This window comes from Pseudoxanthomonas sp., from assembly GCF_035999195.1.
GTDB lineage: Bacteria > Pseudomonadota > Gammaproteobacteria > Xanthomonadales > Xanthomonadaceae > Pseudoxanthomonas_A.
Genome location: NZ_DASYGY010000004.1, coordinates 396,223 through 407,876 on the forward strand (window position 1 = coordinate 396,223; position 11,654 = coordinate 407,876).

The 11,654-nt window shown below is 70.3% G+C and carries 12 protein-coding genes; 10 read left to right on the forward strand and 2 right to left on the reverse strand.

Going from position 1 to position 11,654, the window contains the following annotated elements; translation table 11 throughout:
- Positions 1 to 30: 30 nt before the first annotated feature.
- Positions 31 to 1,416, forward strand: coding sequence for a S8 family peptidase (locus tag VGN58_RS02535; RefSeq protein ID WP_327481305.1), 1,386 nt, complete (start codon positions 31 to 33; stop codon positions 1,414 to 1,416).
- Positions 1,417 to 1,517: 101 nt separating this feature from the next.
- Entirely contained in the window at positions 1,518 to 2,096 is a 579-nt protein-coding gene (locus VGN58_RS02540; RefSeq protein ID WP_327481307.1) for an LON peptidase substrate-binding domain-containing protein, read from the forward strand.
- A gap of 103 nt (positions 2,097 to 2,199) precedes the next feature.
- Here the strand turns inward: VGN58_RS02540 and VGN58_RS02545 are convergent, their stop codons facing one another.
- A complete protein-coding gene (locus VGN58_RS02545; protein WP_327481311.1) occupies positions 2,200 to 4,209 on the reverse strand; it encodes a bifunctional DedA family/phosphatase PAP2 family protein in 2,010 nt (669 codons plus the stop codon).
- Between the two features lie 68 nt (positions 4,210 to 4,277).
- Here VGN58_RS02545 and VGN58_RS02550 point away from each other — a divergent pair, with 68 nt between their 5' ends.
- From VGN58_RS02550 to VGN58_RS02580, 7 genes are all read left to right on the forward strand, one after another.
- A complete protein-coding gene (locus VGN58_RS02550) occupies positions 4,278 to 4,934 on the forward strand; it encodes a serine/threonine protein kinase (RefSeq protein ID WP_327481313.1) in 657 nt (218 codons plus the stop codon).
- A gap of 76 nt (positions 4,935 to 5,010) precedes the next feature.
- On the forward strand, positions 5,011 to 5,829 hold the full coding sequence (locus VGN58_RS02555) for an NAD(P)-dependent oxidoreductase (RefSeq protein ID WP_327481315.1): 819 nt from the start codon (positions 5,011 to 5,013) through the stop codon (positions 5,827 to 5,829).
- Between the two features lie 18 nt (positions 5,830 to 5,847).
- Positions 5,848 to 6,285, forward strand: coding sequence for a VOC family protein (locus VGN58_RS02560; RefSeq protein ID WP_327481317.1), 438 nt, complete (start codon positions 5,848 to 5,850; stop codon positions 6,283 to 6,285).
- Positions 6,286 to 6,377: 92 nt separating this feature from the next.
- On the forward strand, positions 6,378 to 6,914 hold the full coding sequence (locus VGN58_RS02565) for a sigma-70 family RNA polymerase sigma factor (protein ID WP_327481319.1): 537 nt from the start codon (positions 6,378 to 6,380) through the stop codon (positions 6,912 to 6,914).
- Complete coding sequence (locus VGN58_RS02570) at positions 6,911 to 8,014, forward strand: hypothetical protein (RefSeq protein WP_327481321.1); 1,104 nt, start codon at positions 6,911 to 6,913, stop codon at positions 8,012 to 8,014. The genes VGN58_RS02565 and VGN58_RS02570 overlap by 4 nt, the downstream gene beginning before the upstream one ends.
- A gap of 92 nt (positions 8,015 to 8,106) precedes the next feature.
- On the forward strand, positions 8,107 to 8,796 hold the full coding sequence (locus tag VGN58_RS02575) for a hypothetical protein (protein WP_327481323.1): 690 nt from the start codon (positions 8,107 to 8,109) through the stop codon (positions 8,794 to 8,796).
- 90 nt (positions 8,797 to 8,886) lie between these two features.
- Positions 8,887 to 9,423 (forward strand): cysteine hydrolase family protein, encoded by a 537-nt coding sequence (locus VGN58_RS02580; protein WP_327481325.1) that lies wholly within the window; start codon positions 8,887 to 8,889, stop codon positions 9,421 to 9,423.
- A 9-nt stretch (positions 9,424 to 9,432) separates the two neighbouring features.
- Here the strand turns inward: VGN58_RS02580 and VGN58_RS02585 are convergent, their stop codons facing one another.
- Complete coding sequence (locus tag VGN58_RS02585; protein WP_327481327.1) at positions 9,433 to 10,317, reverse strand: ion transporter; 885 nt, start codon at positions 10,315 to 10,317, stop codon at positions 9,433 to 9,435.
- Between the two features lie 106 nt (positions 10,318 to 10,423).
- Here VGN58_RS02585 and VGN58_RS02590 point away from each other — a divergent pair, with 106 nt between their 5' ends.
- Positions 10,424 to 11,653 (forward strand): acetylornithine transaminase, encoded by a 1,230-nt coding sequence (locus tag VGN58_RS02590; protein ID WP_327481329.1) that lies wholly within the window; start codon positions 10,424 to 10,426, stop codon positions 11,651 to 11,653.
- The last annotated feature ends 1 nt before the right edge of the window (position 11,654 follow it).

Genomic DNA, 11,654 nt, shown 5'->3' on the forward strand with positions numbered 1-11,654 from the left:
CGTGCTTCCAACCACACTAGGAGGTATTCCATGCAGCAGATTGCCCGCGCCATCGGGGTGGCGCTCGGTATGTTCGGTTATGCCGGCGGCGCCTGTGCGGCGACTTATGTCGTGACCGCCAACTCGAACAGTTTCGACCATCAGCTCTCGCGCAAGGTGGAGGCGGCCGGTGGTCGCATCGTGGCGACGCTACCGCAGATCGGCGTGGCCATCGTCGAGTCGGACAACCCGGCCTTCGCGACCGTTGCCGGCCGCATTCCGGCCGTACGCTCGGCCGTGCCGGACGTGGCGATCGCGTTCGACCTGCCCGTGGCGGCCGACCAGGTCACCGCCGACTACGCCAACCCGCCCGCCTCCGGCGACAACGACAGCTTCTTCGACTTCCAGTGGGGCCACGCGGCCATCGATGCCGCCGGTGCATGGAATGCCGGCTATCGCGGGCGTGGCGCCACGGTCGCGGTGCTCGACTCCGGCGTGTACTGCGCGCATGTCGACATCGCGCCCAATCTCAACGCCGCCAAGTCCGCCTCCTTCATCGCCGGGCAGACCCACTGCAACACCAGCGGCAGCACCCACGGTACGCACGTGATGGGCACCATCGGTGCGGCGGACAACGGCATCGGCACGATAGGCGTGGCGCCGGAGGCGGAGCTGATCGCGGTGAAGGTGCTGGATCCGGCGACCGGCAGCGGGTCCTTTTCCGCCATCATCCAGGGCATCGTGCATGCGGCCGATGTCGGCGCCGACGTCATCAACATGAGCCTGGGCGTCAATGGCGGCCTGCAGGTCGGCGGCAACGAGGTGGCCGAACTGGTCAACGCCGCCGCGCGCGCCGTGCGCTATGCCAACAGGCAGAACGCCACCGTGGTGGCCTCCGCCGGCAACGATGGCCGCGATCTGGACAAGGACAGCGGCCGCGTCTGCGACACCGACGGCACGTGCACGACGGTGAACCTGCGTTCGTTCCCGGGCCAGCTGCCCGGCGTCATCACGGTCAGCGCGCTCGGTCCGATCGCGTGGCAGAAGGACACCGCCGGTGCCGACTTCGACATCCGCGCCAGCTACAGCAACTACGGTCAGTCGGCGATCCATTTCGGCGCGCCGGGTGGCAACTACGACTATCCGGGAACCGAGAACTGCACGTTCAAGGGCATCGCCCGCCCGTGCTGGGTCTGGGACATGGTGTTCAGCACCACCTCCGGCACCACCGGCTACGGCTGGTCCGCCGGCACCAGCATGGCGGCGCCGCATGTCGCCGGCGTGGCGGCGCTCATCATCGGCAAGCATGGCGGCGAACTGTCGCCTGCGGCGGTGGAGCGCATGCTGCGCGCGTCGGCGGACGACCTGGGGAAGCCGGGCAACGACGAGACCTTCGGCGCCGGGCGCGTCAATGCGCGTCGTGCGGTAGCCCAGTAAGCCGCTGGCGTTCGCTTCCGCAGACCGACGGCCACGTCCGACATGGCGTGGCCGTCGTCGTCGGCTTCCCGCTCCCGAAAGCCGGTCGGTACACTGCGCGCATGACCTCGGCCGAATCGCTTCCGCTGTTTCCCCTGCACAAGGTGCTGCTGCCCGGTGCCGCGATGGACCTGCGCATCTTCGAGCGGCGCTATCTCGATCTGGTGCGCGATTGCGGGCGGTCGGGTACCGGTTTCGGTGTCTGCCTGATCCTCGAGGGCAGCGAAGCCGGCGCGCCCGCCACGCCGGCGGCCTATGGGGTCGAGGCGAAGATCGAGAACTTCGACCTGGGCGAGGACGGTCTGCTGTCGCTGCGCGTGCGCGGGCATCGCCGTTTCCACGTGGTGCGTACGCGCGTGCGCGACAACGGACTGGTCATGGCCGACGTGGAATGGCTGCATTCGGACGAGGATCTCGAGATCCTGCCGGAGCATGCGCTGCTGGGCACGTTGCTGCAGACGATGATGGAGAAGGTGGGCACCGACATCAGCAAGCTGCCTGCCCGCGTGTTCGAGCATGCGGGATGGGTCGGCTGGCGGCTGGCGCAGGTGCTGCCCATCACGTCATTGCAGCGCGTGTCGCTGCTGCAGGAGAACGACGTCAACGCACGCCTGCAGCGCCTGCTGGAATGGATCGACTGACGCCATGCTGTAGCGCCCCGCTTGCTCGGCTGCGTCGTCTCGGAGGCTCGGTTCGCCTAACGGCAAGCGGAGCAAGCTCCGCTCTACGTTCTCTTCGGAAGGTTCAGGGTGGCGGGATCTGCTCGCCGCCCGTACGCAGGCGTAGCACCGGCAATCCGGAATCCGGATGCGGCGCGATGGCGTGGTCGAGCTCCGACGTGGCCTGCGTCACTGCCTCCAGCGCCGTGCGTGCTTCGCGCAGCGGCCGCCACAGGCGGATCAGGTTGAACGCGCGCTGTTGCTGCAGCACCTGCGCGCTGCCGATCCACAACGGCACGTCGCCGGGCTGCAGGCGCGTGTCGGCCGGCCACAGGCGCAGCACGTAGATCTCGCCGGGCTGGTCGCCGTCGCGCAGCATCAGCAGGCTCTCCGCGCGTGTGTCGAGCGTGGCGGGCAGCACCGGCTGCTCGTCGTCCGACAGGTCGATGTCCAGCAGGTTCAGCGTTTCCTCCCACCCGGCCTGCGGCTGTTCGCGCCAGCCCGCGCCCACCAGCGTCGCCTTCAACGGCGCCAGCGGACCGGCGACCTGCACGTCCAGCGGCCAGCGTTGTTCGTCGTCGAATTCGTTGCGGCGGCCCGGCAGCGACTGCCAGTCCGCGTCCCACCACGCCTGCAGGGCGACGCTGCGTTCGATCACCGGAGCCTGGAACTGCGCCAGCATGTGCTCGACGTTGCGCGGCGCATGCCACAGTCCCGCCAGCACGAAGCTGCCGTAGAACAGCCACGCGATCGGCTTGATCCAGAACGAGCGCACCATGCGGCGGCGGTACGCGATGCCCAGCACCAGCAGCCAGACCAGGCCGAACAGCATGCCGCCGATGATGTCGCTGAGCCAGTGCGCGCCCAGGTAGATGCGGGCGAAGCCGATCAACGCCACCACGATGCCCGATACCAGGTACGGCCAGACCCGCGTGCGGCCCGGCAGTTCGCGCGCGATCAGCACGGCGAAGAAGCCGAAGGTGATGGTCGACATCGTCACCGCGATGGACGGGAAGCCGAAGCCGCTGCTGACGCTCGGCGGCTTGGGGATGTCCACCGAGGCGCCCAGCCAGGCCGTCAGCGCCAGGCCGAAGGCGATCGCCGCCAGCCAGTGCGCGGCCGCCATCCAGCGCCTGCGCCAGCTCAGGTAACCGAGCACGAGCAGCGAAGCCGGCGCCAGTACCTGCTCGTCGCCGAGCGAAGCCAGCGCCGCCAGCGGATAGTCCGCCAGCGGATTGCGCAGCGCGCGCATCAGTTCGTACACCCACAGGTCGACCGCCAGCGGTTCGCCGTGGCCGATCACGATGATGAGGAAGGCGAACCAGATCCAGACGATGGCCAGCAGCAGGATGGCCAGCAGCGCCAGCGGCACCGATTCGCGCCGCGCCGGCTCGAACACCGCGGCCGTGTAGCGGCCCAGCACCGGATGCGCATGCGACCACGCCAGCGCACGCGCCAGCAGCGCATCGGCGTGCGCGGCGAACCAGCGGTAGGTGTACAGGACCAGGGCCCAGGCCAGCGCGATGACGGCCACCAGCAGCCCCAGCACCAGCGCCAGCCGGCCGGCGACGGCGGCCACGGCATCGTAGGCGTGGCCCAGCACCCAGCCGGGCAGCAGGAACGCCGCCGCCCACGCGACGCATGCGGCCGCACTGGCCACCCCGTACCGCCGCAGCGGCATGCGCGAGATGCCGGCGACGGCGGGCACGAACGGGCGGATCGGGCCGACGAAGCGGGCGACGAAGATGCTCTTCCACGCATTGCGGCGGAACAGCAGTTCGCCGCGGTCCAGCAGTTGCGGATACTTGCGGAACGGCCAGACGGTGCGCAGCTGCTGGCCCCAGCGATGGCCGACCCAGTAGCTGGTCGCATCGCCGATCAGCGCACCCAGGGTGGCGCAGACGACGGCATAGGGTCCGGAGATTTCGCCCAGCCCGATCAGCACGCCGACGGCGAACAGCAGCGGCAGCGCCGGCACGATCGCGCCGATGATGATCACCGCATCGCAGAACGCGATGGCGAAGATCACCAGCCCTGCGGCCACGGGATGCGCGCTGATCCAGGCCAGCAGGTTGTCGAACCAGGAGGCTTCCATCGGCGGATTATAGGCGGCGCCACATGACCCGCGTCTGCGACCTATGGACGTAGAATGACGGGGTGGACTTGCGCTCGCCTTCCGAAATCGCTGCACTCAAGGCCGACAGTTTCGGCCGCATCTCGTTGATGCAGGGGCCGGAAGGGCCGTTCGTCAGGCGTGACCTCGCGCACGTTCCGCTGTGGCTGCGGCTGCCGGCGTGGTGGCTGGCGCGACGCGAGGCGCTGGCGCTGCGCCAGGTCGCCGGCATGGCCGACGTGCCGCAGCTGCTGGACTGGACCGGTCGCCGCCTCGACCGCAGCTACATGGAGGGCGCGGCGATGTACCAGCGCCCGCCGCGCGGCGACCTGGCCTATTTCCGTCGGGCGCGCCGGCTGCTGCAGCAGCTGCACCGCTGTGGCATCGCGCACAACGACCTCGCCAAGGAAGCCAACTGGCTGGTCCTGGACGACGGCCGCCCGGCGATCATCGATTTCCAGCTCGCCACCCGCGGCGATCCGCGCTCGCGCTGGATGCGCCTGCTCGCACGGCAGGATCTGCGCCACCTGCTCAAGCACAAGCGCATGTACTGCGCCGCGTCGCTGACGCCGGTGGAGAAGCGCGTGCTCAAGCGCACCTCGTGGGTGCGCGACCTGTGGTTCCGTACCGGCAAACCGGTCTATCGCTTCATCACCCGCAGGCTGTTGAAGTGGGAAGACAATGAAGGGCAGGGACCGAAGCCCTAGCAATGAGGGGAGCGTGGGGAGGAGCGAGTAGAATCCGGCAGAAGGCCTCCATCCGTTTCCTGGACGCATTCCCTCCATGACGACCCTCGCCGGCAAGACCCTCTTCATCACCGGCGCCTCGCGCGGCATCGGCCTGGCCATCGCGCTGCGCGCCGCGCGCGACGGCGCCAACGTGGCGATCGCGGCCAAGTCGTCGGTGCCGAACCCGAAACTGCCCGGCACCATCCACAGCGCCGCACAGGCCGTCAACGAGGCCGGTGGCCGCGGCCTGGCGTTGAAGTGCGACATCCGCGAGGAGGACCAGGTGAAGGCGGCGATGGCCGCCACCGTCGATGCCTTCGGCGGCATCGACATTCTGGTCAACAACGCCAGCGCCATCTGGCTGGCCGGTGCGCTGGACACGCCGATGAAGCGCTTCGACCTGATGCAGCAGGTCAACGCGCGCGGCAGCTTCCTGTGCGCGCAGGCGGCGCTTCCCTACCTGAAGCAGGCGGCCAATCCGCACATCCTGATGCTGGCGCCGCCTCCGTCGCTCGATCCGAAGTGGTGGGCGCCGCACACCGGCTACACGCTGGCGAAGATGGGCATGAGTTTCGTGACCCTCGGACTGGCCGGCGAGTTCGGTCCGCAGGGCATCGCCGTCAATGCCCTGTGGCCGCGCACCATCATCGCCACCGATGCATTGAACATGATTCCGGGCGTGGAGATCCCGCGCTGCCGCACGCCGCAGATCGTCGCCGACGCCGCGCATGCGGTGCTGGTACGCGAGTCCCGCGGCTTCCACGGGCAGTTCCTGATCGACGAGGACGTACTGCGCGAGGCCGGCGTCGTCGACTTCGCACCCTACGCGGTCGATGCCTCGCAGGCGCTGCTGCCCGACCTTTTCGTCGACTGACCACACCGAGCTGATGCCATGAAATACCTGCACGCGATGATCCGCGTCCACGATCTCGAAGCGACCGGCCGCTTCCTCACCGAAGGCCTGGGCCTGATCGAAACCCGTCGCATGGACAGCCCGCAGGGCCGCTTCACGCTGGTGTACTTCGGCGCGCCGGCCAATCCGGAGGCGGAAATCGAACTGACCTACAACTGGCCGCCGGAAGACGGCAGCCCGCCCGAGCAGTACGGCAGCGCGCGCAACTTCGGCCATCTCGCCTTCGAGGTCGACGACATCTATGCGCTCTGCGCGCACCTGCAGTCGCAGGGCGTCACCATCAACCGTCCGCCACGCGACGGCCGCATGGCCTTCGTGCGCACGCCGGACCTGATCTCCATCGAGCTGCTGCAGAAGGGCGCGGCGCTGCCGCCGCAGGAGCCCTGGCTGTCGATGGCCAATACCGGCGTGTGGTGAGCGCCGCCGGCGGCAGCGTCCTGCTGCGGCCGGGCTGTTAACACCCGCGCCCGTCGCGGCGTCCTTGGCAGTGGAAACGGGCAAGGAGTGGCGTGGACGCAACGGAAACCCTGGCGGCACTGGTGGCGGCGGCACGGACCGGCCAGCGCGCGGCGCTGGACGCTCTGTTCCGGCGCTTCGCGCCGGTGGTGCACGGCATCCTGCTGGCGCGGTTGCAGCCCGCCGATGCCGACGACCTGACCCAGGACGTGCTGGAGACCGCACTCACGCGCTTGCCGTCGTTGCGCGAGGACGCCGCGTTCCCTGGCTGGATCGTCAGCATCGCCCGCCACGCGGCGATGGACGCGGCCCGCCGCCGCCTGCCGCTGACGGGCGTGCCGATGGAAGAGGTCGCGGACGGCGCGGATATCGAGGACAGGGTCGAGGCCCGGCGTTCGCTGGAGGCGATCCGCGCGCTGCCCGAGGCCTACCGCGAAACCCTGCTGCTGCGCCTGGTGGAGGGACTGACGGGACCGGAGATCGCCGAGCGCACGGGGCTGTCGCCCGGCAGCGTGCGGGTGAACCTGCACCGCGGAATGGCCCTGTTGCGCACCGCCCTGTCGACGCCTGCACGAGGAGCATCGCCATGAAGCCGACCGACGATATGCCGGACAACGACGACTACCTGTGGGATCGCCGGGGCGTCGTCGATCACGACATCGCGCGACTGGAGCGGCGATTGTCGGTGCTTCGCTGGCGCGGACCGCCGTCGCCTGCCGCGCCCGCCCTGCCGCGACGCGAACCGCGTCGGGTCCGCTGGGCCGTGGCCGCCGCGTTCGCCCTGCTGGCGGTCGGCCTGTATGGCGGGCATGAACACCGCCTGCACTGGCCGGAAGGCCGCGGCTGGCAGGTCGCGGCGGTGGAGGGCGCGGTGCGGGTGGATGGCGTGCCCGCAACGGCGCGCGCGACGCTCGGCGCCGGCAGCGTGCTGGAGACCGGACCGGACGCGCATGCGCGGGTCCGCGTGGCGCGCATCGGCGAGATGGTCCTGGGCGAAGAGGCACGGTTGCGCCTGGTGGAAACGCGCAGCGGCCGCCATCGCACGCAGCTCGAGCACGGCCGCGTGTGGGCCCGCATTTGGGCGCCGCCGGGATCGTTCGGCATCGCCACGCCTGCGGGCGAGGTGGTCGACCTCGGCTGCGAGTTCGTACTGGACGCCGGCCCCGAAGGCACCGGTTCGCTGAGCGTGCGCAGCGGCTGGGTGCAGATCGACAACGCATGGCGCGAGGTGCTGGTGCCGCAGGGCGCGCGCGTCGAGTTCGGCCGCGGCGGACGCCCCGGCATTCCGTACGACCAGGGGGCGAGTACGGCCTTCCTGTCGGCCCTGCGGCAGATCGACGCGGATCCCGCGCGACAGGCAGCGACAGGCGACGCCGTGACGCGGCTGCTCGCGCAGGCGCGCCCGCAGGACGCGATCAGCCTGTTGTCGCTGCTGCAGGCGTATCCGGCGTTGGCCGACGGCCCGGTGTTCGACCGCCTGTCCTCGTGGCTGCCGTCCGATGCGCGTGTCACCCGTGCCGCCGTGCGCGCGCAGGGCGCATCGGCATTGTCGCCGTGGTGGGACGCGCTGCCGTATCCACGCATCAAGCGCTGGTGGCTGCAGTGGCCCGACGGGTTCGATGCGCGTGCCGGCGCCGATGAACTGCTGGAGCAGCGGCCGGCGACGCCGCCATCGCGTTCCGGTCGGTGAGTTAACGCCACGCGCGCTTCCGGCGTCCTTCTCCGGCACGACATCGTCGCGCGGCCCGCCATCCGGCGCGGCCTTCCCAAAGGAGATCCGCCATGAAGACCTTCGCATCGCAGGCTCGTGCCTGTGCCGTCCTGCTGGGACTTTCGCTGTTGTCCATGCCGGCCCATGCCGGTCCGCCGCTGCTCTGCGAGCCGTTCGACACGGCGGGTGCGCCATCGTTGCCCTGGGGAAGCGGCTGGAACACGCCGTCGCCCACCTACGGCATCGCCCATCTGGTCGCGGATACGCGGCGCCTGCTCGCCGACGACACGCCGATCATCGCGCGCATGGAAACCTTGCGTCGCGCGGCCATCTACGCCGGCCGCGACGGCGCGGTCCTGCGCGAGCTGTCGGCGATGCTGGAAGCGCGCATCGCCGCCGCGACCGGACGCCCGGCGCAGGCGCTGGCGCTGTTCGATGCGGGCTACTTCCGCGAGACGCTGCAGGACCTGCTGCGCCTGCAGGGCTACGACATGCCGGGGACCGGCCACGTCGACATGCCCGCGCTGCGTGCGCAGGTGGCGGGCGAGGACGGCAGCGTGCGGATCGCCCGGGCGCTGGCGCTGCAGCCCTCCGACGGCGCGATGCGGTTCGCCGCCGCGCTCGTCGCGCAGGCCGACGAGCGCGCCGCGGATGCGGGCCGCTTCGCCGTGCAGGCGCGACAGGCGGCCGCAGGCGACGCCCTGCTGGCGCGCAACATCGCCCAGCTTGCGCATCGGGAGGCGGGCGCGGGAACCGAATGATGGACGAGTGAACGATCGTCGCGCCCGTGCCTTGGCAGCACGGGCGCGATGAGGGAAGCTGGCACCCTGTTCCCGCATCGCAGGTGACCGATGAACCTCGCCCTGATCGTGATCGACGTGCAGCGTGGCCTGTTCGAGCCGCAACCGGCGCCCGCCGACGCCGATGCGGTGGTCGCGCGCATCGATGCGCTGGCGGACCGGGCGCGCGAGGCCGGCGCACCGGTGATCTTCGTGCAGCACGAACGCGCCGGCGACCTGGAGGCCGAGTCGGAGGGGTGGGCGCTGCATCCGGGCCTGCGCGTGGTCGAGGGCGACCACCGCATCCGCAAGACCACGCCGGATGCCTTCCTGCGCACCGGCCTGGACGAAGTGCTGTCGTTCTGCGGCGTGGAAGGCGTGGTGCTGTGCGGGTATGCCACCGAGTTCTGCGTGGACACCACGGCGCGCAGTGCCGCCGCGCACGGCTACCACGTGGTGCTGGCGTCCGACGCGCATACCACGCACGACAAGGCGCACGCCGATGCGGCCCGGATCCGCGCCCATCACAACGCCACGCTGCCGGCGATCCGCAGCTTCGGCGTGGGCATCCGCGCGCTGCCGGCGGCGGAGGTCGCCTTCGCCGGCTGAGCGGCGGCGTCAGCCCATGGGAGCGTGGAGCCGCGAACCGCAGTTGCGGCAGTGCAGCGCGTCGGGGTCGTGGCCCTCGAGCCCGCATTCCGGGCAACCGCGGCGGTCCAGGTGGCCGCGCTCGTGCGAAGCTTCGCGCAGGCTGCTGGCCAGTTCCGCCGTGTAGATGCCGGTGGGCACGGCGATGATGCTGTAGCCGATCAGGATCAGCACCGACGTGATCGCGCGACCGGCCGTGGTCTGCGGCGCGATGTCGCCGAAGCCGACGGTCGCCATCGTCACGATGGCCCAGTACATGCTGGTGGGAATGCTGGTGAAGCCGTGCTCCGGCCCCTCCACCACGTACATCAGCGCGCCGAAGATGACGACCAGCGTCAGTACCGCGCAGATGAAGACGAAGATCTTGCGCCGGCTGCGCCACAGCGCGCCCACCAGCTGCCCGCTCTCCTCGACGTACTGGGTCAGCTTGAGGATGCGGAACAGCCGCAGGATGCGCAGGATGCGGACGACCAGCAGGCTCTGCGCGCCCGGCACCAGCACCGACAGGTACGTCGGCAGGATGGACAGCAGGTCGATGATGCCCCAGATGCTCACCGCGTAACGCAGCGGCCGCCGCACGGTGGCCAGGCGCAGCGCGTATTCGGCGGTGAACAGCAGGGTGAAGGCCCACTCCAGCGCGTACAGCACGCCGGCGTGGCGTGCGTGGAAGGACTGCACGCTGTCCAGCATGATGACGATCACGCTGGCGAGGATGGCCAGCACCAGCGCCAGGTCGAAATTGCGCGATGGCGGCGTATCGTGCCGATAGATGATGTCGAACCAGCGCCGTCGCCAGCCGTCCTCGGTGGCGGGATTCAGCTGGGGAGCGGAGAACAGGCGCGGCTGGAACTTCATGGGGCGCCATGATGCACCAACGCATCGCCGCCTGCCTCGCAGGGCGGACTGCGGGGCCCGGTCGCATGCGTCACAATACGTTCCCCGCCCTGCTGCCCGCCTGCCCATGAGCGCCACGACTTCCGACCTGCTGTCGAACGGACAGCGCTATTACCTGCCGGTCTACCGTCCGCGCGAGGTGATCCTGGAGCGCGGCCAGGGCGCGCGGGTCTGGGACAGCGAAGGCCGCGAGTACGTGGACCTGTCCGCCGGCATCGCCGTCTGCGGCCTGGGCCACAACGATCCGGACCTCGTCGCGGCGCTCACCGAGCAGGCGGGCAAGCTGTGGCACACCAGCAACGTGTTCTACAGCGAGCCGCCGTTGCGGCTGGCCGAGGAACTGGTCACCGCCTCGCGCTTCGCCGAGCGCGTGTTCCTGTGCAATTCCGGCACCGAAGCCAACGAGGCCGCGATCAAGCTGGTGCGCAAGTGGGCGAGTTCGCAGGGCCGCGCGCCGGACCAGCGCGTCATCGTGACCTTCCGCGGCAGCTTCCACGGCCGCACCCTGGCGGCGGTCACGGCGACCGCGCAGCCCAAGTACCAGGAAGGTTACGAACCGCTGCCGGGCGGGTTCCGTTATGTCGACTTCAACGACGTGACCCAGCTCGAGATCGCCATGTCCTGCGGCGACGTGGCGGCGGTGATGCTCGAGCCGGTGCAGGGCGAGGGCGGGGTGATGCCGGCCGCATCCGGCTTCCTGCGCGCGGTGCGCGAGCTGTGCGACCACCACGGCGCGCTGCTGGTGCTGGACGAGATCCAGGCCGGCATGGGCCGCACCGGCACGCTGTTCGCGCACTGGCAGGATGGCGTGGTGCCGGACATCGTGACGCTGGCCAAGGCGCTGGGCGGTGGTTTTCCCATCGGCGCGATGCTGGCCGGTCCCAGGGTGGCCGGTACGATGCAGTTCGGCGCGCACGGCACCACCTTCGGCGGCAATCCGCTGGCGGCGGCGGTGGCGCGCGTGGCGCTGCGCAAGCTGGCGTCGCCGCAGATCGCCAACAACGTGGCGCGCCAGTCGGCCGCGCTGCGCAAGGGACTGGATGCGATCAATGCCGAACTCGGCCTGTTCTCGCAGGTGCGTGGCCGCGGCCTGATGCTGGGCGCCGTGCTCAACGCCAGGCACGCCGGCCGCGCCGGCGACGTGCTGGACCTGGCTGCGGCACAGGGCCTGCTGATGCTGCAGGCCGGCCCCGACGTGCTGCGCTTCGTGCCGTCGCTCAACATCACCGACGCGGAAGTGGCCGATGGCTTGGCTCGCCTGCATGCGGCGTTGCGGATCTTCGTCGCGCGCGCCTGAC

What these genes read in the sequence shown, in the direction of transcription:
- VGN58_RS02580 (WP_327481325.1), top strand. Translation starts at nt 8,887, where the DNA reads ATGAACCTCGCCCTGATCGTGATCGACGTGCAGCGTGGCCTGTTCGAG.
- VGN58_RS02590 (WP_327481329.1), top strand. Translation starts at nt 10,424, where the DNA reads ATGAGCGCCACGACTTCCGACCTGCTGTCGAACGGACAGCGCTATTAC.
- VGN58_RS02555 (WP_327481315.1), top strand. Translation starts at nt 5,011, where the DNA reads ATGACGACCCTCGCCGGCAAGACCCTCTTCATCACCGGCGCCTCGCGC.
- VGN58_RS02560 (WP_327481317.1), top strand. Translation starts at nt 5,848, where the DNA reads ATGAAATACCTGCACGCGATGATCCGCGTCCACGATCTCGAAGCGACC.
- VGN58_RS02535 (WP_327481305.1), top strand. Translation starts at nt 31, where the DNA reads ATGCAGCAGATTGCCCGCGCCATCGGGGTGGCGCTCGGTATGTTCGGT.
- VGN58_RS02570 (WP_327481321.1), top strand. Translation starts at nt 6,911, where the DNA reads ATGAAGCCGACCGACGATATGCCGGACAACGACGACTACCTGTGGGAT.
- VGN58_RS02575 (WP_327481323.1), top strand. Translation starts at nt 8,107, where the DNA reads ATGAAGACCTTCGCATCGCAGGCTCGTGCCTGTGCCGTCCTGCTGGGA.
- VGN58_RS02545 (WP_327481311.1), bottom strand. Translation starts at nt 4,209, where the DNA reads ATGGAAGCCTCCTGGTTCGACAACCTGCTGGCCTGGATCAGCGCGCAT.
- VGN58_RS02540 (WP_327481307.1), top strand. Translation starts at nt 1,518, where the DNA reads ATGACCTCGGCCGAATCGCTTCCGCTGTTTCCCCTGCACAAGGTGCTG.
- VGN58_RS02585 (WP_327481327.1), bottom strand. Translation starts at nt 10,317, where the DNA reads ATGAAGTTCCAGCCGCGCCTGTTCTCCGCTCCCCAGCTGAATCCCGCC.